This window comes from Vibrio sp. 11-4(1), from assembly GCF_013048625.1.
Taxonomy (GTDB): domain Bacteria; phylum Pseudomonadota; class Gammaproteobacteria; order Enterobacterales; family Vibrionaceae; genus Vibrio; species Vibrio diabolicus.
In genome coordinates this window covers 13253-36215 of sequence record NZ_VHSY01000020.1, presented here as the reverse complement: position 1 = coordinate 36215, position 22963 = coordinate 13253, and the positions used below count along the sequence as shown (strand labels likewise).

Below are 22963 nucleotides of genomic sequence, written 5' to 3'. Positions count from 1 at the left end.
ATAAAGTGCAAAGCTGATTCGTTTAATGTGCATGAGGGTTGTTTTAATGTGCAAAATTGAACTTCTTTTTTATATATACTGATATCTACTTACTACGCCCCAACAAGTTGGGGATATAATGTCTGGCCATTTCCTAGCTGAAGCTAGGGGCCAGTATGGGCGCACGTTGAACATTTCTTTTGTCATCCGACAGGAACCTACCGAAAAACACGCAAGCTCTGTGGAACGCCCCCAAAGCGTTCTAACCACATGGTGAGCAATCAGTCCCCCTAGGTCTAGCAGGGCGAAGGGCAAGATTTGAGCCAGTTATTGGTATGGATGATTTTATTTAGGACGGTATTTATTGAACGTTCGTAAGGCTTTGCATGTCGTCGCACGCTCCTCCATAACCCCAATGTGATCATGTGAATTGACAATTGATGCATATCAATGTGAGATCAGAGAATTACTCAACAGGAACTTGATCATGAACTTAAATCCAAAATCACGTTTAGTCTCTTTTTTACTTACTTTGTTCTTTGGTCCATTGGGGTTGTTTTATTCCTCAGTAGCAGGGGCTTTGGTGTTGGTCATTGTCGCTGTTGTTACCGCGGGTTCTATCATAGGCCCAGTGGTGTGCTGGATTCTGGCTATTGCGATTGGCGATCACTGTACGCACAGGCATAACCAGAACATAGAGAACATCAAAGACTTGGTAGCAAAGAAAGGGTGACGGTGTCACCCTTTTTTATCCCCAGAATCTGGGCATAATTCTGGGGATGTCTTGCTGTAGCCCAGTTCATATCGAAGCCCGTCGCCATTTCCCGCCTGATCTTTTCCACATTTCTCCCATTTTGTTCTGATTAAGCTTTACCCAACCATGAAACAGGTTTACTATTCTCTTATTCACTCGTGAGGTGATTAAGGAATGACTAAGACAAGATTTTCAAAAAACCAAAATGACGCCCTTTTTATCCTGGCTCTTTTGGAAACAAAGCAATTTGAAGGTGCGGTTCCAGTTGCCAAGATGCGCACCATGATTTCACAGCCCCGTGAGGGTGAGCTCGATGCATCGAACTTTAGAAAGAGCCTCCACGCCTTGGAGGGTAAGGGCTGCATCGAACTGCTAAGAGCTAAAGATTTAAGTTTGGCCGCAAAACTAACACGCGTTGGTCGTCACCAGGCCGCGAAAGTTTACCGAGAACGGACAGGAAAAGAGTTGGACGTGCCACCGGTGGATGATGAACAAATGACAATTTTTGATAATGACCAATAAGGAACATTCTAATGCAGCACACGACTAACCCAAATGAGCTTACATATCCTATTAAGCCAATGATTATTGTTGATGATTTCAAGCCTGATGTAGTTTTTGTGTCTTTATCACCCGAAGTTCCGCTTTCTAGCTTTTCTCTGAAAGAGTGTTTTACAAACGTGCAGTTCAAGAACGGCTGCGAAAAAGCCTGGGCGAATGAGTTAAGGAAAATTGCTGACCAGTTAGATGGCCAAGAATTCAAATAGAGTAAGAAGGACGATGAATAGTATGCATTCAAAAGATAAAGAGCTTATTGAGAAGTTGGAAGAAGCTGAAAAGACTATCAAAGCGATAAAACATGGTCTTGAGAGAAAAGTTAGAGACCAAACTCAGCTTGAGGTTATCAATATGGATGCGAAAGCGCTTGTTGATGTTAGCCAAGAAATTGAAATGATCACTCAGTATCTAGAGTAAGAGAGAAAATAAATGGCAGGAAGTTATGCAGATTTTGACGTTGCTCAGATGCTCAATGCATTACAACGTTTTGCTATCGATGTCCGTTTAACGTCTGACGGTAACGCAGAAGATTGGACGTTGTACGTGTACTGTGAGGAATTTGGCGAGTTTCATGAATCAGGTTCTCTTTTCCGTATTGTAATGAAGGCATTTGAGCCTTATCTAGAAAAAGCTAAACATGAGAGACAAGAGCTTAGGGATAAGCTGGGCTGCTTACTTGCCACAAAGCAAGAGTGAGATATACAAAACCTGATCTTTTGGCGGTTTCGATGCAAATCGGCCGCCAAATCATTCCGATAAAATCCCCGCCTAAAATCCCGTCAAACTGAAACAAATTTACAACATCAAAAATCGTCTCTCGATCTTTGGTTATCTGTCAGTTTTGACAGCTTAACGCGCTCAGTACGTCAAAGCTGACGTAATAGCGCCTAAACTCCGCTATTTACCATAATGGGCATAATCGCCACCAAAATCATGGCCATAAGGTTCAATTATGCAATGAGCGTCATTTCACGCGATGCGTGTCTGATTTACTATTGCAATATGCAGGGCGTGACGCGTCACAATGAAAAGGAATAAAAAATGAGATATGGCTACGTTGTCCATGACAATGACATGGGTATGCAGGATCAGGCGCTTGAGCGAGTTGGTTGTGACCAGGTGCACTATGGTGATTTGTCTAATGTGCTTTCTAAGTTGGTTGCTGATGATGTTTTGGTGGTTTGGCGCGCTGATAAATTAGCAAATACGTTTGAGGGTTTGGAGCAAGTGTTTGACGAGGTTCATCAAGCTGGGGCGACGGTTGAATTGGTTTATGAGCAAATTCGCTCTAGCCGTGATTATAAGGTTCAGTTAAGCCAACTGATCGATATTATGAAGCAGTTATAACGCTCTGCTTTCATTCCATTGTCTTGTCGCGGTATATCATCATGATAAACGTGACAAGGATAGTTCTTACCTCCGGCGGCAGCGTTCTGGCTGCTGCTGCTACATCCCACGGCGTTGCGGGGTCCACTTCGAGCATATCCAGCGACACATCCAGATCGGTGATCCTTAGATTTTGAATCAAGCTGCGGTAGTGGGACATCTTTAAATCGGTTTCGCCCCATTCTATCCGCTGGTACGTCTTTAGTGATACGCCTGCCATTTTGGCAAACTCGGCTTGTGATAGCCCAGCTGCCTCCCTTCGATTCTTTAGTGCTTGTATTAATGGAGTATAAGACATAGATCACACCTCATAGGTCAGTTTGAGTGGTTTATCAGTAAGTGTAGGACGGTTTTGACCTAGTGTGTTTACACAACGCGTTATGTAAGGGCATATTCCACCTGTCACATTAATGCACGGCATAGCTGTGGCGCTAATTACAGTTGGTAAGGTTATATCTAGAATGGATGTGAGAGGCGGTCTAATGCCACAACAAAAAATAAATAATCTGTGTGATGAAATTGAATGTGTATTGCGCTTAATGGCTAGGGCGAACCGTTCGGAAGATGATGCTTCGATGGAGATCGAGGCGGGCATAACGTTGATATTGCCCTTAGTTAACGAACTGAAAGGAGAGCTTAAAGCGGTTTAAAACAAAGCCCCGTCATTCAACGGGGTTTTTTATTCAGAACAGGGCATCTTGATGAGGTTGTAATGCCTTTGACCGTGGCTTGCAATCATGCGTCTCGATGTCGGGTTCCTGTGCGTAGGATGGGCATGGTTGCTCATTCCAAAAAACATGACACCTTTTTTGATTGCACATACCATAGCGCTGTTTCTTAGCTTCGCAATCGAATCCCCAGTGGTCTTTAGTTGGGGCCAGCTCATCCTCTTTATATCCTACCTGCTTATAGTGCTGGCAACTAAAGCACGTTCTAGGTAGCGACCAACTCATAGTGCTGCACCTAGTTGGTAGAACTCCCATACTCGATCTTGAAGCCATTTCGGCTTGCCTGACAAGTATTCCTCTAGAACGGACATGTCTAGGGTGTGCAGATCGATTAGACGCATTTTAGATATTGCGGTATATTGCGCTTGTGACATAACTGGATTCCTTATGTTTGGTTGGTCACGTTAGCCGGTGAAGAGGTCAGATGCTCACCGGCTAATTCATTTCTGGCGTTATAGCGCGCCGTCTCGCTCTAATTTCTCTCTAAGTGCTTCAATGATGTAGTCGGTAAAGTTAAGGCTGGTTTTACCTTCCTGTTTCATCTTTTCATGCTTCTCAAAGTAACTCATCGGCACAGCTTTAAGGTGCTTTGCTTTTGTTGTTGCAACCTTAGCTTCTTCGCTTTTGTTTTCGGTTAGTGCGGCTTTCTTGCCGACCTGGCTTAGTGCGTCCCAGTTCTTACTCATGTGTATCTACTCTATATCTAATAAATATTTACCGTGTATCCTTTGGATATACAGTAAATATACAAAGGGTATTTAGTTTAGTGAAGCTTTGTTTTGGATTTCTTCGGCTAAACGCTTCATTTCGCGTGCTGCGTCACTGTATTTTGTGGCTTTGTGTTCAACCACGCCAAGGCCGTTGGCCACCGCTAGCGGGTATTGCTTTCTGGTTGGAATGATGGTGTCCAGTCTCGACATGTGGCTCGCGTTCTTTAGGAAATCTTCTACGTCATTAAACTTACGGCGGTTAGGGTGGACGCGATTGAAAAGAACGTGGGCGGTGATGTGGCTGTCCATTTCTTTGCTGATCTCTGCCAGCACTTCGTCAAATCGACGTAGGCCGATCAGTTCGGTGGTGTCATCGTTCGCTGGCACGATGACCAGGTCGGCAGCTGCAACGGCCAAACGGTTTACGTCCGAGTCAAAACCACCACAGTCAATCAGTACGGTTTTGCCATCGTCCGATTGCTTGAGTAGTTCAATTAGGCTGGCACGGCTATCACACGTATGAATTGGCAGTTGGTCGTCACCGCGTAGCTTGTTGATGATGACTAAGCTTTGGTGTGTGTCCTGGTCGACGATTACGTCTGGTTTAAGGATGGCTGCTAGGTTGAGAGTTACAGTCGTTTTGCCAACGCCACCTTTGTTATGAGCAATTGCTATGATCATGATGAAATCCCTGTTGGAGTATTTGTTATATATTTAACGTATATCTTTGGGATATTCAAGGGATATTTAAAGGGTATTTTGTGTGTATCTTTGAAATGAGAGGGAGGTACAAAAACGCCGCTAGGTTTTAGCGGCTTGAAAGTGGTTATAGTTTTACTTTTGTCTTTTCTAGCTCCCCGATAATACTGGCTATCTCTTCGGTTAGTTTTTTCTCTTCTTTCTTAAATCTTTCTCTAGCTTCTTTTCTTAGTTTGGGAAGTTCTTTGAGTCTATTGGTTTTGCCCTCTAGCCTTGCTTGTAAAACTTCACGCCTGGTCTTTGGGTATTCGAATCCGCTTGTCCAAAAGCAGTCGGTTCGTTGTCGTTCCGCTGTAAGTGCGTATTCGTAATCACAGTATTCACCACACCAACCCAAGATTTTGGGATTTACACAACTCACAGCAGTCTTGCTTTGGTTTAGTCTCATCGGCTCGTCATGGCCACATGATGGGCAGAATAAAGGCTCACTGGTGATATCTATGTCGTCTGTTCGGCCTGTGTATGGCTTGGGGCCTATGCCATTAAAAAGTGACTTAACTCGATCAGCCATGCGCTTTAGTTCTTTTTCATGCTCTGTCACGGTCTGGTTTCCTTTGGTCTAAATATGAAAACGCCGCCTGTTCTGGCGGCGTAGGGAAGGGTTACAAATCAAAATAACGATGGAAGCATTCGATGAATTTTAATCTCGCCACCTCGGCTGGCCATGGTTCAAACTCGATGTTGTAGGGTAGGGCGTTCGGGAACTCATCGAGAGGTAAGCCGAAAGCACTGGCCTCGGTGATTAGCATTCTAAGATCGGCTTCTTTAATATCGGGATGCTCTGTGACTACATCAAACAAAGTGTCGATTTGTTCGTGATACCAGGCTTCTATCTTTCGGTATTCTGGCAGCAGTGCTTTAAGTGGTTTAGATACATCGCCGATGCATGCCTCTGTTGCATCATGAAGCAATCCAGAAAGTTTTAGTTCGTCCGGCAGTTGCTCAGAAACCAGGACGCAGTGTTGAGCAACGCTGTATTGGCCAACGTGGCCTGTGTATCGATTGATGTTAGATAAGGCAAAAGCAATGACATCGATGTCAGCGTCGAACGGTTCTAGGAGTCGGTGCAGGTCACCATTGTTTAGTATGATCATTTTGCCCCCTTAGTATTCAGGTCAAAATCTGGCTTTTGATATTCAGCCCAACCTAGTAATTCATAATCATCACCAAACGGTAGGGGTTCGTAATAACCATCAAACTCTTGATGTTCTTTGCAAGAGTGAAAACCGACTGCTTCTATAGGTTCGCCATCGACCGATACAAAAGGGTCGCCGTTGATTACCTCTCCGTGCTCATCGAGCTCTAGAGGTTTGTTGACGTAGTAAGCAGAAATAACAAACGTCTTGCTCTTTTTGGTTTGTTTGATGCTACCTGTCACTTTGATTGCTACCCAGAATTTCTTTAAGCCCTGGCTTTCCACCTGTGGCGTTTCTTCTGGTGAGTGCCATTTTACTTGAATGTAAGGGGTTCTCTCTGCCAGCTCTTTAGCAAGTTCTTCTCCCCAAACTTCAGCAAGGCTTTGCATGTTGTAGTTGTAATTGTCTTTTACGTGATGCTGAGCTGTTCTATATAGCTGGGCTAGGGTTGGCTGGTTGTTGTCAATAAAACCTGCTTCAAACGCACCGATATGAGTGTTGACGAAGTTGATGACAGCGGATGCTTTCACAGCTTCAATGATTGGCTTTACGTCTTCAACTTCCAATCCACAGTTTTCGATAATATCTCTAGTTGCTTGGTCCATGTTTTCGCTCCTTACTCATTAATGCCTAAAAAATAACTAACCGCTGATTTTCTACTCTCCAGTATCTTGAGCTGGGTGAGAGCTTTCCTTAATGCGTCTATCTCATCCTCGTATTTCAATTGCTTGTTTAGGTTGGCCAGGGAGTGGGCATTTTCGACACGACGCTGTTGGCGCTTGAGTTCGTCCAGCTTCTTTTGGGCGTCTTTTCGTTTTTGCCCTTTGTGGTGCTCCACACAACCTTCTTGATAGCCAATGTCAAACGACAACTTATCGAGATAATCGGTATCGAGCGCTTTTTTTGTCAGTATCTCGATGTTGGTTATTTTTTTCTGGCGATCTTGAATGGCTTTTTCAGTGGCTGCGATAGCCACTGAGTAAGCGTTGAATTGATCCATGCTAGTCTTGCTCCTTAATTGGATGACCCGCGCATGAGCCATCTGGTTTTTTGTTGTCACAGCTGGAATCCAACACAAAACAGGTTTCACCATCATCGATCATGGCGTTAAGCTCTTTTCTTGCAGCTTCGGTGCCATCAGGGTGGGTTACATGCTCCAGCAGTTCTTTGTCGGTCAGTTCTAATAGCCAGTGAACGCCATAATGTACGTGAATGACTCTTGCTCCCATGGTTATTACCCCTCAAAGTCGCCGCTGAATTGTGCTAGGTCTTGAACTGGTGCGTTTGCGTTCATGAGTGTTCCTTATGCTGCTAGTAAGGCAAGTTGTTGCTGGCCGATTTGCATCAGCACATCTTTGCGAATGGTTTTGTGGGCACAATGGCCGGAGTGGAATGGGTCGAACACAATCAAGCACATGGGCTTGTTGAGCTCGTGGGGCATTTCTAAGCCCGTCTTGGCATTGATAAAGCGAATGCCGCCACTTACCCATTTTTTGTATTCTTGGCCTTTCTTCTTACCCGATTTATAAACACGTGTTTCGTGGTGGCCAACAATGTCACGGATTTCACTGGCGCTATCGTGTGGCCACCATTCGGTTCGGTTGTCGTGTGGCACCAATAAGGTGGTCAATACGCCTTTCTTTTGTTGCTCTTTGGCAAGCTCTACCCACGGCAAAATGTCGGAGAACGGCGGGTTTATCCAAACCGCAGGGCGACGATTAAAGGAAAACTCTTTGCTCCAATCTTGCTTTAGCCCGTCAATTTCTGGTGTGTAGTATCGAGCGCAGAGGGCTGACTCAGGCAGCGCCGCCGCATCGAGGTCATAGTTAAACTCAGCGTTAAAGGCATGAAATAACCAAGGCGGAGTTTGGGTAAAGTCGCGAAACTCTGGATCAGTTTGGCTTTGGTGGTTGGATGGTGTCGCCATGATTAAATCTCCTTGTTTCTTCCAGCCTGACGAACGCGGGCAATGGTGGTTGGGTTTCGGGTGTTTCTCATTGGGGTGCGAACTCGGGTCATGTCTGGGTCAAGGGCATGGAAACTGGTCACCATGACCAGCACCAGGCAAAGTGCTCGACTCGCTAAAACGCCAAGCTGCCAAGCTCGGCTGATCATGTGTGGCGTGGTGTTGGCATTGAGACGGGCGCGGACATCGAGCTCGATGGTTTTGAGTTCGGCTGGCGTCAGCTCAAGCACTTGGCGGATGTCAAACTCATCTAAGCCATTCGCATAACCTTCCAACACGGCCAGTTGTTCTTCATCCAAACCAAATTCGGTGTTTACGATAACGTCACTCATCACGGCTTTAGTCCTCAATCGATACGTCATTCACGATGAGTGCAATGCGGCCCATGCGCTCTCTGGCGTCTTCGAGGTTGTACATAATGGCTTCGGCATATTGTTGGATTTGGTCTATCTTCTCAGGACTCATCTGGCCGTGGCTTAAATCGGTAATTTGACGAGCTAGCGCTTCGACCGCCAGTAGGCTGGCTGCTTCACGGTTAACTTGTTTCACCACTCGCTTTTGAAGCTTCGGCAATTGATTCATGCTTATGACTTGGGTATCTGGTAGCGAATCCATGATTATTCCTTTTGTGGTACTATTACTATGCTTTTCGTGGTTGATGTCACAAAACGTGGTATTTGCAGGCGAAAAAAAACACGACGAATCCCGCCGCGCTCCTTCTTACGCTGCATCCCAGTGCCAGTGTCCCACGTATCTACCGACGATATCCAAATTAGCCAACTGATTATCGTCAAAATGTTGATCGGGAAAGTGTTCTTTATCTGCGGTGTACAGGGTAAAGCCTCCCGTGATCTCGGGACGTATCCAACGCAGCCATATTAGCCCGCTGTTATCGCGAATCGCAAAAATGCCTTTTCCAGACACGGCCTGTTCTCGACGGTCAACCAAGGCAGCATCGCCCTCATGCAAATCGGGCGCGAGGCTGTTGTCTCTTACGTTCACAAGCAGAATGTCACGTTCTGGCAAGTTAAGCTCGCGTAATCGGTCGATGTTGAACGCCAAAAAATCATTGCTAACGGCTTGATTAGCGGGGTTTTCCCCGTTGGCCACAATGTAACGCCAGCTGTCTGAGCTTTCGCCCTGGTGGTCAGAAAAGCCGGCAATGTAAGCGGCGCTGCTGCCAATGGCGGTGGCGATATTCGGGATCATATCGAGCTTAGGCGTTCGGGCTGCACATTCCCAGTTTAGCCAGCGACTGGTGCCAACGCGTGCGCGTTTGCTGGCTTCTTCCACCGTAAGCCCCATGGCTTTGCGCCCCGCTTTGATGCGGTTGGCGATCAGTTCTTTATATCTGTCATCCATAGGTTGGCCCGTTCTCAGGTCACAAAATTGGGGTTAATGGTCACTATATTACCACATAATGCAGAGTTTGCCACAAATCGATCTTTATGCTTACCACGTTTTGTGATATTAATTACCACAAAACGCAGAGAGGTGAGCAAAACGTGATATTTAGTGAGTGGATAAAGTCGGAGTTCGGCAGCCGCGGCATGGCGAAGGCCGCCAAGTTTTTGGGCGTGCCTTATAAAACCGTGGTCAGCTGGGCTTCCCTTCACCGGTTCCCCCGTTTGCGTGAACAAGAACTGATCACCCTAAAGAGTAAAGGGGTGGTGAATATTGACCATTGGCGACGCGCGTACCTGGATAACCAAGCCGTCGAAACTGAGTAGGAGAACAAGCCATGATCATGGTGTTAATGGGTGGCAATACGAACGACCGAGACGCGGTGATCCGCGATTTGATGCAGCTTTACAAGGGGCGTATTCAGTGCGTCAACGTGGCACACCTCTCATGCCCGTTGCAACGCGTGGAACGCCTCAAAATGGAAGTAAACCCAAAGCGTGCGTTCCGTGTGATCACGCTAGTGAACAACCCAACCAGTGTGGAAGAAGTCAACGAACTGCGTCGCGTTGGGGCGCACTTTGCTCACATGTATGGCCCGTTAACCCCTGTTTATGACCACATCTCAATGGCCAGTGATGACGTTCAAGTTGCGCCAATTCCCCATCGTCACTCGTTGCCAGCTCACGTATTAACCCCAGAGGAAACGGTCAGCGAGTTCATGTTGCGTGGCCGTCCGAAGGTGGCGTGATGAGCCACAATCTAGCCGCCCCTGGCAATGAGGCAGTGGCCTTTGAGGCCGAGTGCCAGAAACGGGCCAGTTTTTGGTTGTGGCAATGGCGCAGGGGCAAGATCGGGCGGTTAGAGATTGACCGCAAACTGACCAGTTTACCCGAGCCAGATCAGGCCGAAACCCGACGCTGGCTCAACCATTACCGAGCGACGAGCAGTAAATAAAGGAAACACCATGACGATAAACCGCCACTACTTTGATCAGCTGATGGAGAGCTGGGCGCGCTGGGTTCACCAGGGCGAAGGTGGGGCGGCATACAGCTCAATCATGGAGAAGCTGATCGCCCAGAAAGGCGAAATGCATTTTGGCAGCGGTGGGGGCAAAGGTGGCCCTGTGGTCGATTGCATTGAGGCTCGTATCGAGGCGGCATTAATGCAACTGGCGGTAAAGAGTCGCAAAAGCGTTGAAGTGGTTCGCGTGCATTACGGGGCTGTGCGCCTGACTGGATTACCGTCTCACGCCCTCCGCCGAGACAAAGCCGCCAAGATGGGCATTAGCCTCAAAACCTACGAAACCCATTTAACCAAAGCACGCGCCCATGTGAAGGCGCAATTGAGAGACAATTATGGCGACGGTTCAACGAAAAATCTCCGATAAAGAAATCGAACGTTGTTTGGCAGACACCACGATCACCGAAATCAACGCCATTGGCGTGCCGTTCGTGGTGCGCATTCATGCCAACCGTGAAACCGCCAGTTGGTATCTGGTCAGCTACAAAGACGGCAAAACCAAACGCACGAAGTTGGCGAACTGGCCAGATTTAAGAACAAAGCAGGTGTTGGCACAAAAAGACGAGTTGATTGGCAAGTTGGCTCTTGGTGATGCCCCTACGCTCAATGAATGGCAGTCGGTAGGGGATTTGCTGACTTGGTATCGTGATCGCACCGTCACCAATACGACGTTAAATAAGAAGACCCGTTACGATACTAAGAGCATCATCGACAAACACCTGCTTCCTATGTTGGGCAGCGAAAACATCGCCGCCCTGACTCCTGCACTGTTGGAAACGGAGCTGATCTGGCCGTTGCAATCGTGTTATGCCCTCGGCACCGTGAAGCAATACTTCAGCAAGTTAAAACGTGCCTTTAAAGTCGCAACCCGTCAAAAGCGCTTGGCGTTCAATCCCATTTCCGAGGTGATCTTTAAGGACTTCTTTGACGTCAAAATCAAAGGCAAACCGAGTGCCTTACTACCCAAAGACCTGCCAATGGTGGTGCCGTTATTGTCGATACAAACCGCCCTTGAGCGCTTACCAGGATTAATGCTGTTACATGGCACTCGAATTGGGGAAACCCGTCAGCTGCGATGGGAATTCATCGATTGGTATAACGCCACGTTGACCATTCCTGAAGCGTTAACCAAAGGCAGTGCGCCCGAACTGGTCATTCCGTTGACCGACTACGCTTTAACCTGGCTCAAAGAGCATCATCGCCTATTAGGCTTAACCGGCTATCGTGGGCCGTACCTATTTCCGAGCACCAGTAAACGAGGTCCGCTCGATGAGGGCCAAGCCACCGAGATCATTCAAAAGGTCAGCCAAAAGCGCTGGCAATCGCACGATTTACGCAAGTTAGCTCGAACCATGTGGATTCAATTAGACGTCGATTACTGGGTGTGTGAACGCCTGTTGAACCACGTAATGGCCAAGCTCGATGAGTCTTACATTCACACCACGGCGGAAGCCCAGAAACGGGCGGCGTTAGAGCGTTGGCACGCTGAGTTGGTGACGCAAACCCAACGCAATCACACCGACACAATTCCGACATGGGACGAAATGAACGAACCCGCCGACGCCTTGCAGTAACAGGCACAAGCGATTGATTGGCAACTCTTACACAAAGGAAGATATTTTTATGACGATTGAGCAACTAACCCCAGATTTAAAACTGACTATTGAGACCGACGTAGAGGTAGCGCTGCGAGAATGTTTAGGGCAAGTGGCGAGCTTTTTTGTTCTCAATTTTGACATCACCGAATATCGAGAAGATGACGAACAGTGCCACCTGTATGTCGAGATCATGAATAACCCAATGCACCTGAAAGAGCAGTCTACGTATGTCGCCGTTCTTTGGACTAAAGGGGAAGCGGTTCAGCTATTGGTTGGTGAGGATGAAGACACTGAATGGGCTTTAAATGCAGGAAACCTGTTTGCGCTGATGTATTGCTGGGCGTTCTGCAAAGAGGAATAGCTATGTGTCACTTTTTCTTTAGCTCAGAGAAGTTTGTACACGCTCACCAAAAAACCAAGAAGGAAGTAAGCAATATGAAAAATCATAAGCAAGTTTTTGAAATTAGTCATCCAACCTTTGATAAACCAATCACTTCTATGAAAGATTTGCCCATGGGCGTATGTGGCCCAGCTCACGGCGTGGATATGCCACAGCCAAGCAAAGAGGGGGCCTATCCATTAGAAAAAGGTGAACCGGTTCTATCAATCCGTAAGTTCAAAATTTGCCAACTGAAAATGTGTGCGGCTATTGCTGAAGAACTGTCCCGCCAGTGCCCTGGCATTACCACCGATCAAGCCCAAATGAGCGCCATTATCGAAGCCGCCAATCTGGTTTGTAATGCAGTGAACAATCAAACTAAAGAGCAAGGTGAGTCATGATTTATACACCAGACAACACCTCAAAAGTTGGAAATCCTGTTTCTGTGTTTGATGGCAATGGCAATGAAATTAAGCATGTAATCATGGCCGATACATGGACAGAGGAAGTTACCACTATTGAGGTTAATACAATCGGCGAGCCTCTACTTGAGAATGACAAGCTAAAGACCATAACAATGCGCTATCCAGGCATGACGGTGTCGAACATCCTGACCAAAGGAGCTGAACAAGATGAGTGAATTATCAGCCGCCGCCAAACGTAAGCGCCGCCAACGGAAAAGAGAGAAAGAAGCCGACATTCATGAGGTGAGGGTAAAGCTTACAGCTACGGAGCATGATCGTTTATTGGAAATATGCCGCGTTCGTGCAGGTTGTGGGAAGCCTTATGATTCGAGTGAGTTGGTTGCGTTACTGATTGACCGTGATTGGAAGAAGTTACAAGAGCAGCTGGCCGAACTGGGTGAACAACGTTGTGCTAAGTGTAAGGAGTCACTGCCGAAAGGGTGTGATGGTCTTTTTAAAGGGGATTCCGCTTGTTTTCATACTTCCCCAAACTGGAAGGAGTTGAGGCTATGAGGTTAAGCCATAGAAAGAAAGTAGCCAGTAAACATGGTCTTTACTGGCCATCGAGAACCAAGCAATCCAGAGAACGCCGCGAAGCTCGGGCAGTCTTAGCCGTTAAGTCTGCGACAGTTGTTGCCCAAGTATCTGTCGTTGTTGCGGCTGGTCAACAGTTTGCCCAGGCGATTGCGTCTGCCACGCGCGCAATGGTTAAAGGTGCTAATGAGCTTAAGACCTGGTTAATAAATCGTGACTCGTCACAAAGAAAGGTTAATTCACCACGTGACAGTCACACAGGAAAAATTTTAATTAAAGCACCACAAAACGACAGTTTTTAATATTTTTACCACAAAATGACTTGAAAGCGGTCAGGGTTTTGAGTATGTTTATATGCATTGTGGTTTTCGTGTCTTTATCGGGAATCACAAAGACCCTTTAAGCCGGGGTCGCCTAGCCAACTGACGTTGAACATTGAAAAGCATTTTTTCCAACCCGCTATCACTCTGGTAGCGGGTTTTTTTATATCTAAAGCCTATGCCAAACCTAATCGCAAATCTTTTTGAAAGCTTCCAAGAGTGGAAAGGCCGCCTGATTGCCTACGGGGGCGGCACTAGCGTTAGCGTCTTTAGTAATGAAGTCGCCGCTAAGGCCCAACAAGCCGCTGAGACGGCTGCATCATCCCCAGAAATCACCACCGCGAACTTAATTTCATTGGGTGGCTTGCTCGTTATAGCTGGTCGCCTTGTCTTCGATATCTATGTGCATTTCGATAAGAAACGCCAGAAAAGAGAGGTTTCTTGATGGACCCTAAGCAGTTAGTCACGTTAGTGATTCGCCCGACTTTGAAGCAGTTGGGACTATACAGCCGATCAGCTGAACAGCTTATCGTTGGCACGATCTACCAAGAAAGCCACGCCAAATACCTAAAGCAACTAGGCAATGGTCCAGCGCTTGGCTTTATCCAGATGGAGCCTGCAACGTACCAAGACATTTGGGATAACTACCTAGCTTACAAGCGCAAGTTGGCCAACCAAATCACTGAGCTATCTAGTATGGCGAGTTTGGATGACGACATGCGACCAGACGTTACTCAGTTGATCACCAACTTATCGTTCGCGGTAGCTATGTGCCGTGTTCACTATCTTCGAAAAAAGCCCGCGTTACCGAAATCCGGTGATATTGATGGCTTGGCTCAGTATTGGAAAGACCATTACAACACCCATTTGGGTGCGGGCACTGTTGAAGAGTTCAAAGAGAATTTCCCGCTTGAGGTACTGGATTGTTAAGCAGGAATCATCACGCACCGAGTTTGGTGCATTAACAGGGCGGCCATGATGGCTGCCTTTTCTATATAGAGGAGTAAAGCCGACATGAAATATCTGTTTATGGTGGCGTTCTTGTTGATCGGCCCTGCTGCTATCGCAAGTGGTGCTGTTCCCGAGGTGCCGCCATTTGATTGGTTTGCCTTTTTGGTAGCGGCGTTTGGTGAGCACGGTAAGGTCATTGCCGCTTGGGTGTCTGCCCTTTTGGTGGTTTGGTCCCAAGTTCGCCAGCTCATCCCACCTGAGTGGATGGCAAAGCTACCCAACTGGTTGATTGATCTTCTTGAGTTTCTGGCAGCCAATAAAGGTAAGGCCGCCAATGAAGCATGGAATGACCCGAAGCATATCAAGCGAGTCAAAACATGAAGGTGCCGAGCTGGCTTAGCTTAGTGCCAGTCATGCTCGAACGATTCTTTTATGAGTTAGACCGTCACCGAGCTAAGTCGAAGAAGAAAGACAGAGAGGGCCGTAAGAATGAAATTAAGGAAGACCCAACGAATAGTCATGCTGATCGGTTCGGTCCTAGCGATGGCCGCGTGTCAATCAACGACGATGATGGCCAGTCCTGATTTTGTAGATTGCAAACCAACCGCACCGCAACTTGAGTGGTATGAAGTTGACGGTGAGGGTATCTATTACCCGAAAAGGTCAGTAACCAATATGCAGTTGTACATCGAGGACTTGAATAGCTGCATTGACTATCACCAAGCTAATCCTGGCTAGGTTTCAACTATCCGGTAATTCCAGATAGTTGCCGAGTGTTGTTACTGGCTGCACTTGTTATCAGTTAAGTCAGCATGTGATCGCGACGAATCCCGCATGTATCCGAGAGGAAGGGATAAGGATCGGTTAGCGCCCGATAGTGCATAAGTTAGCTACAAGATAAGTGACCCAAGGCTACTGGCTGCCTTAAAGCCAGTTCTAACACCGCCAAAGGCAACGTAGTGCTAGTGACTTGCGACGTCGTCGAGCGTCGCCAGGCTTCGGCCATTAAACAGCAGTGCCCACGGCGGTGACCCTTTTAAATATCCTTTGTGTATTTAGTGAGTATTCAAAGGATATTTTGTTATGCCTCCACGAACCCCTAAGCCTTGTCGTCATCCCCATTGCGGTGGCCTGACTAATGACAAGAGTGGTTACTGTGACAAGCATCGTCACACTGGTTGGGAAGTGCACCAAGCAGGACGCAGCCGCCATGAGCGTGGCTATGGCAGTGATTGGGATAAGCTCCGAACCAGAATAATGAGACGAGATAAGTACCTATGCCAATGCTGCTTGCGTGGTGGTCGCGCCGTTCCGGCTCGTGATGTGGACCATATCATAGCCAAGGAACATGGCGGAACGGATGAAGATAGCAACTTGGAGGCGTTATGTCGGCCATGCCACAAAGCGAAAACTGCACGAGAAAGAACGAAAACACCCATTCGAAACAGCAAATAATGATCGTTTTGCAGATCAAATGGGCGTTTTGGGTACCAATTTACTTAAAAGCTCTGGTGTTGTTTTGCCGAACCTTTGGCACACAGCCAGACCCTCTCAAAGTCGCACAGACAGCACGAAAAGGTATCAAGGTGATGCTACCTCAATCCCAGAATCAAAAAGGCTTCAAGGCGGTTTTAGTTCGCTTGTTGTTCCCGTTCTCAGACCATGGGGGGTGGGGTAAATCTCTACGACCTTTTCGATAGGTACCGCAGCCCCAGACAAATTTTTATTCGCGATAAATAAGGATCTTTTTTATCACCCGATCCTGATCGTGACTCGTCACAATAAAAAATGAGGTTTTCACAATGGTGAGAGCAGCAGGGGGCGGACGTAAGAGTGGTAAGAATACGCTTCCCTCCGCGCCTGCCCATGAAGTCATGACCAAAGCACCGCCTCCGGATGAGTTGCGCGATGATGACGCGGTCTTGATTTGGAAAACGCAATCCAAGGTTTTGATCGAGCGCCAGATTTTAACCGTCGATCACTTCCCGTTGTTGTTGGCGTACTGCAACAGCTTTTCTTTGTATCTCGAAGCAGAGCGAGAAATTAGCGAGAAAGGATTAACAGTCAACACACCAAAAGGTGGGCCAAAGAAAAACCCGAGCGTCAACGTTCGCCAAGATGCGCTATCGGCGATGGTGCGTATTGGTAGCTTGTTGGGGCTCGACCCGTTATCCATGCGAAGAATGACGGGCGGTGGAGGCGGTAGTAAGGACGGCAACGAAAACGAATTCAACGAATTCTTACCAGCGAGATAAGTATGGCTAAGTATCCGAACGTAAACGCCGCCGCAAAGTATGCGCGTGACGTGGTCAGCGGTCGGATCGTTGCTTGTAAGTATGTTATCCAGGCGTGTCAACGTCATCTGGATGATATCGAAAAGAGCAAAAGCAAAGCCTATCCGTACCGATTTAACAAAGACAAAGCCGAGGCGGTTTGTCGATTCATTCAACTTCTTCCTCACACCAAAGGCAAATGGGCGAAGAAGCCATTAAAAGACCGGCGCATCAAGTTAGAGCCCTGGCAATTGTTCATTCATGCCGTTCTCTATGGTTGGGAACGAAAGAAAGACAAGCGCCGCCGCTTCAGAGTGGCTTACGTCGAAGTGCCACGAAAGAACGGAAAAAGCATCATTGCTGCGGGCAATGGTCTTTGGATGTTTGCGCCAGATAACGAATACGGCGCAGAGGTTTACTGTGGTGCCACCACAGAGAAGCAGGCTTGGGAGGTATTCAAGCCAGCGAAAAAGATGGCCGAAGCACTGCCAAACCTTCGTCGTTCGTTCTTGATTGACGTCATGGCCAAAAAAATGGAACGGCCAGACGGCAGCATTTTCGAACCGGTGATCGGTGACCCTGGCGACGGTTCAAGCCCACATTGTGCCATCGTCGATGAGTATCACGAGCATGATGGTCCCGAACTGTATGACACCATGTCAACAGGTATGGGGGCACGTGAACAACCGCTTATCTTCGTGATCACCACCTCGGGCTATAACATCGCTGGTCCTTGTAAAGACTTGCACGACGACGTCGTCAAAATCTTAGAAGGCACGACCGATGACGACGAGATCTTTGGCATCATCTACACCATTGATGAAGACGACGATTGGACAGACCCCGCAGTTCTGGCCAAAGCCAACCCTAACCTGGGCGTGTCCGTGGATGAAGATTGGCTGCGCAGTCAGCAAATGCGCGCTATTCGTAACCCGCGCTATGCCAACACGTTCAAAACCAAACACCTCAATCGATGGGTGTCCGCATCACTTGCTTTCTTCAATATGGAAGATTGGAAAGCTGCCGAAGATACCAGCCTATCGATAGAGGATTTCAAAGACAGCTCATGTTGGTTGTCGCTCGATTTGGCATCAAAGATTGATATCTGTAGCCAGATCATGCTGTTCACTCGCAAGGATGACAAAGGCCAGCTGCATTTTTACATCTTCTCCAAACACTACTTGCCAGAAGATACCGTGTTCGACCCAGACACCAAAAACCGCAAGGTTTATCAGAAATGGGTGGGCACGCCGTGGCCAAACAGTGGTGGCAGTGCGCTGATCTCCACTGATGGGGCCGAGGTGGATTTTAACGAGATTGGGGAAGACATTCAGAACTTTTCTGATGAGTTTGAAGTGCGCGAAGTGCCCCACGATCCGTGGGGTTCCACCCAGCTTGCGCAAGAACTTACCGCGGCGGGCATTACCGCTGTCAAAGTGCCGCAAACCACCGCGCACTTATCACCGGGCATGATTGAACTCGAAGCCGCGTTAAAAGCGGGGCGTGTTCACCATGACGGAAACCCCGTGCTCACTTGGATGATGAGCAACGTTGTCAGCAAGCCAGATGCCAACGAAAACCACTTTCCACGCAAAGACAAACCAGACCAGAAAATTGATGGTGCGGTGGCGTTGATCATGGCGGTTTATCGCGCGCACCTGGCAACGGAAACCTTTGACCCATTCGACGATCTAGATGATGAGGATTTATACCTGTGACATACATACTCAACCTGATCGGCCTCGCGGGTTTTGCCGCGTTGCTGAGTGGGGTTTATCTCAAATTCGGGTTGTCGGCCACCTTAATGTTTGGCGGAACCATGCTGTTGATTTTTGCCTTATTGGCATTAAGAAAACTAGGGGGCCGCCATGCTTGATTTGCTGTTTGAAACCCGCTCAAACCCAGAAGACCCATCCGTTCCCTTGTCCGAGCTCGATGCAGCCGATTGGGGTGGCGGCTCTGGGGTAAGTGTGGAATCCGCCATGGGCTTGTCGGCGGTGTATTCCTGTATTGGCGTACTTGGCCGCTCTATGGGCCAGCTGCCTTTGCATGTCATGCGCCGTGATGCCAAAGGCGTTGTTTCTCGCGCCACGGATCACCCTGTTTATTACCTGCTTCACGATGAGCCGAACCCATTTCAAACCAGTTATGACTGGCGCGAATCCGGCATGGTTCACGTTAGCGGCTGGGGCAACCACTACACCGAGATTGTGCGTCATCCTCGCTCGGGGGAAGTGCGCGAACTTGGATTGATTCGACCTTGGGAATCCAACTTAGTCAAAACCACTTCAGGGCGTCATACCTACGCAGTCACCGCAGATGATGCGCGGGCGAGGGCGGTCAGTCCTGAAGACATGATCCACATTAAAGCGATTGGCTCTGATGGCAAAGTCGGTAAAAGTCCTATTACCCAATGTCGAGAGGCGTTTGCGCTTGGCCTAGAAACCCAAGGTTATGGCAACCAGTTCTTTCGAAGTGGGGGCAAGCCAACGGGCATTGTCTCGGTCAAGTCGCAACTAGAGAAATCGAGCTGGGAGCGATTGCTTGACCGTTGGCGAAAGTCTAAAGCGGAGATGCAAAGTAACGACAATAAAACGTTGTTCTTACCATCTGAGCTCGCGTATCAGTCGATCACCATTCCGCCAGAAGATGCGCAGTTCTTAGAAACCCGTAAATTCAGTCGTTCTGAAGTAGCCGGCATTTACAACGTGCCGGCACACATGATTAACGACCTAGAAAAAGCCACCTTTTCCAACATCTCAGAGCAAGCCATTCAGTTCGTTCGTCACACCATGATCCCGTGGGTAGTGAAGTGGGAGCAGGAGCTCAACCGGAAACTATTCACTGAGCAAGAACGACGGGCTGGGTACTACGTCAAGTTCAACCTAAATGGCCTATTACGCGGCACTGCAAAAGAGCGCGCTGAGTTCTATTCGAAAGCCATTCGTGATGGCTGGATGACACAAAATCAAGTACGAGAGCTGGAAGATATGAACCAAGCCGATGGTTTGGATACCTATCTGCTCAGCGCCGACCTTCAACCAAGAGAGGCCAAACCTAATGAGTAAGAACCTCAATGAGATTTTTATCCGCAGTGATGAAATCAAAGTTGAAAAACGGGAGGACGGAGAGGGGCCACGTATCGTCGGATACGCGGCCAAGTTCAACACTCGCAGTAACAACCTCGGCGGTTTTGTCGAAGTGATCGCCCCTGGTGCGTTTGATGACGTTCTGGACGATGACGTTCGCGCCCTGTTTAACCATGACCGCAATTTTGTCCTAGGCCGAACCAAAGCGGGCACGCTCACACTGACCGTTGATGAGGTTGGTTTGCGTTACGAGATCACCCCGCCAGACACACAAACGGTGCGAGACATGGTTATCGAACCAATGGACCGTGGCGACGTCAGCCAAAGCTCGTTTGCGTTTCGTTTACCTTCAGACGGATATCGATGGGATGAGGATGATGATGGGGTATATGTCCGCACCATCACTCGCGTTTCAAAATTGTTGGATGTCAGCCCAGTGACCTATCCAGCTTACAACGACACCGAAGCCAGTACCCGAGCCCTTGAAGAAGCGCGCGCGGCTTGTACTGACGACAGTGAAGAACAGCGCCAATTGGCGCAGCATCAAGAGCAGCAGTACCGCGATCGGTTGTTGCAAACCCTGTAAAACCTTTCATTACTCAAACCGGAGAAAGTTGAATGAAATACCATGAAATGAAGAAAAAACGTGACACGATCGCGCGCCAAATGCGTGAGTTAAACGACAAGGCGAAAGACGAAAAACGCGCGTTCACGGATGATGAAACCACCCAATGGCGTGATATGACGTCAGAATTGGAAGGTTTAGATTCACAAATTGAACGTGAAGATCAGCTTCGAGAACAAGACGAGCGCTTTGTTCGTGATGACAACAACTCAAACCCAAATAACCCAGAAGAGTCCCCAACCGAGCAGCGCCAAGCCGAAGCCTTTACCAGTTACCTTCGTCATGGTTTTGCGGAGTTATCACAAGAAGACAAAGCCCAACTGCGTGCGCTAGGTACGAATACTGGTGCAAGTGGTGGCTTTACCGTCCCGAAAAACTTTGTGAATCGTGTCGTTGAAAACATGGCGGCGTACGGTGGTATTGCGAACGTCTGTCAGGTTATTACGACTCAAGATGGCCGTGCGATGCCGTGGGCGGTGTCTGATGGTCGTACTGAAATCGGTGAAATGCTGGCAGAAAACCAAGAGGCGAGTAAGGGCGATCCGACCTTCAGTCAAGTTGAGATTGGCGCGAAGAAAGGCAGCTCTAAAATCGTCCTGGTATCGAATGAGCTCCTGCAAGATAGCATGATCGATGTTGATGCGTTTGTTGCGCGTCGTCTCGGTCAGCGTTTGGGCCGCCTAGAAGCAGGCCAAATCATCACGGGTGATGGCCAAGGCAATAACCTAAACGGCCTCAATAAACAGGTGCAATTGACCCATCAAGCGGCAGCCGTTAGCGGGGTATCTTACGCCGACTTGATCAACCTAAAACACAAAGTGGACCCAGCTTATCGCAATGGTCCGAATACGCGTTGGGCGTTCAATGATGACACGTTCAAAGGCTTCAAGCTGATGAATGATGCGAATGGCCGTCCGTTGTGGTTGCCTGCGATTGCCGGTGTTGCGCCAGCCACCATTGATGGTGATGAGTACGTGATTGACCAAGGCATCGCTAAAGCGGGCGCAAGCAATAAGTCAGTGTTCTATGGTGATTGGTTATCGGTCGTTCTACGTCGAGTGGCGTACATGAACCTGCGCCGCTTGACCGAGCGTTACGCTGAGTTCGATCAGATGGGCTTCATTGGCTTCCACCGCTTTGATGTACTGTTGGAAGACGTTGCAGCTATTGCCGCGCTAGAACACGCTGCGGCTTAATTATCACCCTCAGAATGAGCCCACCAAACGGTGGGCTTTTTCATGTAAGAAGGAATAGACCATGGCAACCACCAAAGCCAAAACGCCCGCTGCAAAAGCGAAAGAGAACACCAAAGATTCAGCAACAACCTCAGAAGTGAAAGCGCCAATCGACGCAACTACGCAAGAGGGGGCGACGTCAGAACCCTCTGATCAGCAAACTCAAACGCAAGGTGACGCCAAATCACCGAAAGATCCGGAACCAGAGCCTCAAGTTCAGCAGAGTCAAGCCTCACCAACGCCGACTGAAGCATCAAACGCCGAGGTTAAAGTAAAGCTGAAAATGCCACTTTGGGATTCACTGAAACAGCGCTCTTTCACGATTAACGATCTGTATCCGTGCTCAGAGAAAGAGGCGCAGCGCCTTATTGAGAATGACACGGCGGTAAAAGCCGATGCTTGATCTGGTTAAGGTAAAAAACCAGTGCAGTATCGATGACGACATCACCGAGCATGATCAGCAGCTTACTCTCTACTTGTCGGCGGCTAAGCGAGCCGTTGAGAACTACCTCAATCGTCCCGTCTACTGGACCCAAGAGGAAGTGCCGCAAGACCCAGAGTTAGTGCCAGAAAATGCTTTTGTAGCCAGAGAGGACACAGAACTGGCGGTGTTGTTGTTAATTGGTCACTGGTTTGCGCATCGAGAAGCGGTGACAGAAAGCAGCGTTAAAACCCTTCCTCTCGGCGTGAGCTTTTTGTTGGATTTTGATCGCGATATCAACCTGTGAGGGCGTATGCAAGCAGGCAAACTCAACCAACGTTTAACCCTGTATCGCACCGTTGATGGTAAAAGCGATAACGGTGCGCCTACGGTTCAACTTGAACGGATGGCGACCCCGTGGGCGGAGTTGCTTTCCAGTTCGGGGAGTCAAAGCGCAAGCAATGACCGTGAGAAAGCTCTCAACGTGTATCAGTGGCGGCTTCGATGGCGTGAAAACATCGAGCCAAACTACTGGATACAGTGGCGAGGCCGCTGGATGAAAATCACCGCCGTAGACGACGCTGACCCTCAACGTCGCCAAATCATTCTCGATGCAGACTCCAATCCGAAATCGTCACCGCCAGCAATAAAACCCGTTCCGTAACTGAAAGGAG

Annotated in this window: 42 protein-coding genes; 29 read left to right on the top strand and 13 right to left on the bottom strand. The window is 48.3% G+C overall.

The genetic code is table 11. The annotated features are described in order from the left end of the window. Window positions 1-466 precede the first annotated feature (466 nt). The 6 genes from FKN16_RS23060 to FKN16_RS23035 all read left to right on the top strand — a co-directional run bounded on the left by FKN16_RS23060 (window position 467) and on the right by FKN16_RS23035 (window position 2638). The gene (locus FKN16_RS23060) at window positions 467-712 is read left to right on the top strand and encodes a hypothetical protein (RefSeq protein ID WP_170903628.1); all 246 of its coding nucleotides are present in this window, start codon (window positions 467-469) and stop codon (window positions 710-712) included. A 195-nt stretch (window positions 713-907) separates the two neighbouring features. Beyond that, a complete protein-coding gene (locus tag FKN16_RS23055; protein WP_170903627.1) occupies window positions 908-1255 on the top strand; it encodes a chromosome segregation protein ParM in 348 nt (115 codons plus the stop codon). An 11-nt stretch (window positions 1256-1266) separates the two neighbouring features. Beyond that, a complete protein-coding gene (locus FKN16_RS23050) occupies window positions 1267-1500 on the top strand; it encodes a hypothetical protein (protein WP_170903626.1) in 234 nt (77 codons plus the stop codon). A gap of 13 nt (window positions 1501-1513) precedes the next feature. Next, on the top strand, window positions 1514-1708 hold the full coding sequence (locus FKN16_RS23045; RefSeq protein ID WP_249370566.1) for a hypothetical protein: 195 nt from the start codon (window positions 1514-1516) through the stop codon (window positions 1706-1708). Between the two features lie 12 nt (window positions 1709-1720). Next, window positions 1721-1987, top strand: a complete 267-nt coding sequence (locus FKN16_RS23040; protein ID WP_170903624.1) for a hypothetical protein — start codon at window positions 1721-1723, stop codon at window positions 1985-1987. Between the two features lie 345 nt (window positions 1988-2332). Continuing rightward, window positions 2333-2638: a hypothetical protein gene (locus tag FKN16_RS23035; RefSeq protein ID WP_170903623.1), complete on the top strand. Its 306-nt coding sequence runs from the start codon at window positions 2333-2335 to the stop codon at window positions 2636-2638. Between the two features lie 10 nt (window positions 2639-2648). Here FKN16_RS23035 and FKN16_RS23030 read toward each other — a convergent pair whose 3' ends face one another. Beyond that, window positions 2649-2975 carry a helix-turn-helix transcriptional regulator gene (locus FKN16_RS23030; protein WP_170903622.1) on the bottom strand — a complete coding sequence of 109 codons (327 nt, stop codon included), beginning with the start codon at window positions 2973-2975 and terminating at the stop codon, window positions 2649-2651. A gap of 184 nt (window positions 2976-3159) precedes the next feature. Here FKN16_RS23030 and FKN16_RS23025 point away from each other — a divergent pair, with 184 nt between their 5' ends. Next, window positions 3160-3327 (top strand): hypothetical protein, encoded by a 168-nt coding sequence (locus FKN16_RS23025; protein ID WP_170903621.1) that lies wholly within the window; start codon window positions 3160-3162, stop codon window positions 3325-3327. Window positions 3328-3626: 299 nt separating this feature from the next. Here FKN16_RS23025 and FKN16_RS23020 read toward each other — a convergent pair whose 3' ends face one another. The 12 genes from FKN16_RS23020 to FKN16_RS22965 all read right to left on the bottom strand — a co-directional run bounded on the left by FKN16_RS23020 (window position 3627) and on the right by FKN16_RS22965 (window position 9281). Further along, window positions 3627-3779 carry a hypothetical protein gene (locus tag FKN16_RS23020; RefSeq protein ID WP_164977542.1) on the bottom strand — a complete coding sequence of 51 codons (153 nt, stop codon included), beginning with the start codon at window positions 3777-3779 and terminating at the stop codon, window positions 3627-3629. 78 nt (window positions 3780-3857) lie between these two features. Further along, complete coding sequence (locus tag FKN16_RS23015) at window positions 3858-4091, bottom strand: hypothetical protein (RefSeq protein WP_129148083.1); 234 nt, start codon at window positions 4089-4091, stop codon at window positions 3858-3860. 72 nt (window positions 4092-4163) lie between these two features. Continuing rightward, complete coding sequence (locus FKN16_RS23010; protein ID WP_129148082.1) at window positions 4164-4796, bottom strand: ParA family protein; 633 nt, start codon at window positions 4794-4796, stop codon at window positions 4164-4166. Window positions 4797-4941: 145 nt separating this feature from the next. Beyond that, on the bottom strand, window positions 4942-5415 hold the full coding sequence (locus FKN16_RS23005; RefSeq protein WP_170903620.1) for a hypothetical protein: 474 nt from the start codon (window positions 5413-5415) through the stop codon (window positions 4942-4944). A gap of 61 nt (window positions 5416-5476) precedes the next feature. Further along, the gene (locus FKN16_RS23000) at window positions 5477-5968 is read right to left on the bottom strand and encodes a hypothetical protein (RefSeq protein ID WP_170903619.1); all 492 of its coding nucleotides are present in this window, start codon (window positions 5966-5968) and stop codon (window positions 5477-5479) included. Further along, entirely contained in the window at window positions 5965-6615 is a 651-nt protein-coding gene (locus FKN16_RS22995) for a hypothetical protein (RefSeq protein WP_170903618.1), read from the bottom strand. The genes FKN16_RS23000 and FKN16_RS22995 overlap by 4 nt, the downstream gene beginning before the upstream one ends. Window positions 6616-6626: 11 nt before the next feature. Continuing rightward, a complete protein-coding gene (locus FKN16_RS22990; protein ID WP_170903617.1) occupies window positions 6627-7010 on the bottom strand; it encodes a hypothetical protein in 384 nt (127 codons plus the stop codon). Between the two features lies 1 nt (window position 7011). Next, window positions 7012-7239, bottom strand: coding sequence for a hypothetical protein (locus FKN16_RS22985; RefSeq protein ID WP_170903616.1), 228 nt, complete (start codon window positions 7237-7239; stop codon window positions 7012-7014). A 74-nt stretch (window positions 7240-7313) separates the two neighbouring features. Then, a complete protein-coding gene (locus tag FKN16_RS22980) occupies window positions 7314-7937 on the bottom strand; it encodes a DNA N-6-adenine-methyltransferase (protein WP_170903615.1) in 624 nt (207 codons plus the stop codon). Between the two features lie 2 nt (window positions 7938-7939). Beyond that, window positions 7940-8308 (bottom strand): hypothetical protein, encoded by a 369-nt coding sequence (locus FKN16_RS22975; protein WP_170903614.1) that lies wholly within the window; start codon window positions 8306-8308, stop codon window positions 7940-7942. Between the two features lie 7 nt (window positions 8309-8315). Further along, entirely contained in the window at window positions 8316-8591 is a 276-nt protein-coding gene (locus tag FKN16_RS22970; RefSeq protein WP_170903613.1) for a hypothetical protein, read from the bottom strand. 105 nt (window positions 8592-8696) lie between these two features. Next, window positions 8697-9281, bottom strand: coding sequence for a LexA family transcriptional regulator (locus FKN16_RS22965; protein ID WP_170903612.1), 585 nt, complete (start codon window positions 9279-9281; stop codon window positions 8697-8699). Window positions 9282-9424: 143 nt separating this feature from the next. On the opposite strand from FKN16_RS22965, the gene FKN16_RS22960 reads away from it, so the two are divergent. The 22 genes from FKN16_RS22960 to FKN16_RS22855 all read left to right on the top strand — a co-directional run bounded on the left by FKN16_RS22960 (window position 9425) and on the right by FKN16_RS22855 (window position 22953). Next, window positions 9425-9706 (top strand): hypothetical protein, encoded by a 282-nt coding sequence (locus FKN16_RS22960; protein ID WP_170903611.1) that lies wholly within the window; start codon window positions 9425-9427, stop codon window positions 9704-9706. Between the two features lie 11 nt (window positions 9707-9717). Beyond that, entirely contained in the window at window positions 9718-10128 is a 411-nt protein-coding gene (locus FKN16_RS22955; RefSeq protein WP_170903610.1) for a hypothetical protein, read from the top strand. A gap of 216 nt (window positions 10129-10344) precedes the next feature. Next, on the top strand, window positions 10345-10767 hold the full coding sequence (locus FKN16_RS22950) for a hypothetical protein (RefSeq protein ID WP_170903609.1): 423 nt from the start codon (window positions 10345-10347) through the stop codon (window positions 10765-10767). Between the two features lie 64 nt (window positions 10768-10831). After that, complete coding sequence (locus FKN16_RS24840) at window positions 10832-11974, top strand: tyrosine-type recombinase/integrase (protein WP_170903608.1); 1143 nt, start codon at window positions 10832-10834, stop codon at window positions 11972-11974. A 49-nt stretch (window positions 11975-12023) separates the two neighbouring features. Then, the gene (locus FKN16_RS22940) at window positions 12024-12359 is read left to right on the top strand and encodes a hypothetical protein (protein WP_170903607.1); all 336 of its coding nucleotides are present in this window, start codon (window positions 12024-12026) and stop codon (window positions 12357-12359) included. Between the two features lie 74 nt (window positions 12360-12433). Beyond that, on the top strand, window positions 12434-12778 hold the full coding sequence (locus FKN16_RS22935) for a hypothetical protein (RefSeq protein WP_170903606.1): 345 nt from the start codon (window positions 12434-12436) through the stop codon (window positions 12776-12778). Next, entirely contained in the window at window positions 12775-13017 is a 243-nt protein-coding gene (locus FKN16_RS22930) for a hypothetical protein (protein ID WP_170903605.1), read from the top strand. The genes FKN16_RS22935 and FKN16_RS22930 overlap by 4 nt, the downstream gene beginning before the upstream one ends. Further along, the gene (locus tag FKN16_RS22925; protein ID WP_170903604.1) at window positions 13010-13354 is read left to right on the top strand and encodes a hypothetical protein; all 345 of its coding nucleotides are present in this window, start codon (window positions 13010-13012) and stop codon (window positions 13352-13354) included. Before FKN16_RS22930 ends, FKN16_RS22925 begins: the two co-directional genes overlap by 8 nt. Further along, a complete protein-coding gene (locus FKN16_RS22920) occupies window positions 13351-13677 on the top strand; it encodes a hypothetical protein (protein WP_170903603.1) in 327 nt (108 codons plus the stop codon). The genes FKN16_RS22925 and FKN16_RS22920 overlap by 4 nt, the downstream gene beginning before the upstream one ends. A gap of 196 nt (window positions 13678-13873) precedes the next feature. Continuing rightward, window positions 13874-14140 carry a hypothetical protein gene (locus FKN16_RS22915; RefSeq protein WP_170903602.1) on the top strand — a complete coding sequence of 89 codons (267 nt, stop codon included), beginning with the start codon at window positions 13874-13876 and terminating at the stop codon, window positions 14138-14140. Then, entirely contained in the window at window positions 14140-14625 is a 486-nt protein-coding gene (locus FKN16_RS22910; RefSeq protein WP_170903601.1) for a hypothetical protein, read from the top strand. Before FKN16_RS22915 ends, FKN16_RS22910 begins: the two co-directional genes overlap by 1 nt. Before the next feature lie 84 nt (window positions 14626-14709). Next, entirely contained in the window at window positions 14710-15027 is a 318-nt protein-coding gene (locus FKN16_RS22905; RefSeq protein WP_170903600.1) for a hypothetical protein, read from the top strand. A gap of 108 nt (window positions 15028-15135) precedes the next feature. Beyond that, the gene (locus tag FKN16_RS22900; RefSeq protein ID WP_170903599.1) at window positions 15136-15384 is read left to right on the top strand and encodes a hypothetical protein; all 249 of its coding nucleotides are present in this window, start codon (window positions 15136-15138) and stop codon (window positions 15382-15384) included. 345 nt (window positions 15385-15729) lie between these two features. Continuing rightward, window positions 15730-16101, top strand: a complete 372-nt coding sequence (locus FKN16_RS22895; RefSeq protein WP_170903598.1) for an HNH endonuclease — start codon at window positions 15730-15732, stop codon at window positions 16099-16101. A gap of 347 nt (window positions 16102-16448) precedes the next feature. Beyond that, a complete protein-coding gene (locus tag FKN16_RS22890) occupies window positions 16449-16901 on the top strand; it encodes a phage terminase small subunit P27 family (protein ID WP_170903597.1) in 453 nt (150 codons plus the stop codon). A gap of 2 nt (window positions 16902-16903) precedes the next feature. Further along, window positions 16904-18637, top strand: coding sequence for a terminase TerL endonuclease subunit (locus FKN16_RS22885; RefSeq protein ID WP_170903596.1), 1734 nt, complete (start codon window positions 16904-16906; stop codon window positions 18635-18637). 150 nt (window positions 18638-18787) lie between these two features. Further along, window positions 18788-19987 (top strand): phage portal protein, encoded by a 1200-nt coding sequence (locus tag FKN16_RS22880; protein WP_170903595.1) that lies wholly within the window; start codon window positions 18788-18790, stop codon window positions 19985-19987. Continuing rightward, window positions 19980-20594 (top strand): HK97 family phage prohead protease, encoded by a 615-nt coding sequence (locus FKN16_RS22875; protein WP_140154865.1) that lies wholly within the window; start codon window positions 19980-19982, stop codon window positions 20592-20594. Before FKN16_RS22880 ends, FKN16_RS22875 begins: the two co-directional genes overlap by 8 nt. Window positions 20595-20626: 32 nt before the next feature. After that, window positions 20627-21829 carry a phage major capsid protein gene (locus FKN16_RS22870; protein ID WP_170903594.1) on the top strand — a complete coding sequence of 401 codons (1203 nt, stop codon included), beginning with the start codon at window positions 20627-20629 and terminating at the stop codon, window positions 21827-21829. Between the two features lie 61 nt (window positions 21830-21890). Beyond that, complete coding sequence (locus tag FKN16_RS22865) at window positions 21891-22271, top strand: hypothetical protein (RefSeq protein ID WP_170903593.1); 381 nt, start codon at window positions 21891-21893, stop codon at window positions 22269-22271. Beyond that, on the top strand, window positions 22264-22596 hold the full coding sequence (locus tag FKN16_RS22860) for a head-tail connector protein (protein WP_170903592.1): 333 nt from the start codon (window positions 22264-22266) through the stop codon (window positions 22594-22596). Before FKN16_RS22865 ends, FKN16_RS22860 begins: the two co-directional genes overlap by 8 nt. 6 nt (window positions 22597-22602) lie before the next feature. After that, on the top strand, window positions 22603-22953 hold the full coding sequence (locus FKN16_RS22855; protein ID WP_170903591.1) for a phage head closure protein: 351 nt from the start codon (window positions 22603-22605) through the stop codon (window positions 22951-22953). Window positions 22954-22963 lie beyond the last annotated feature (10 nt).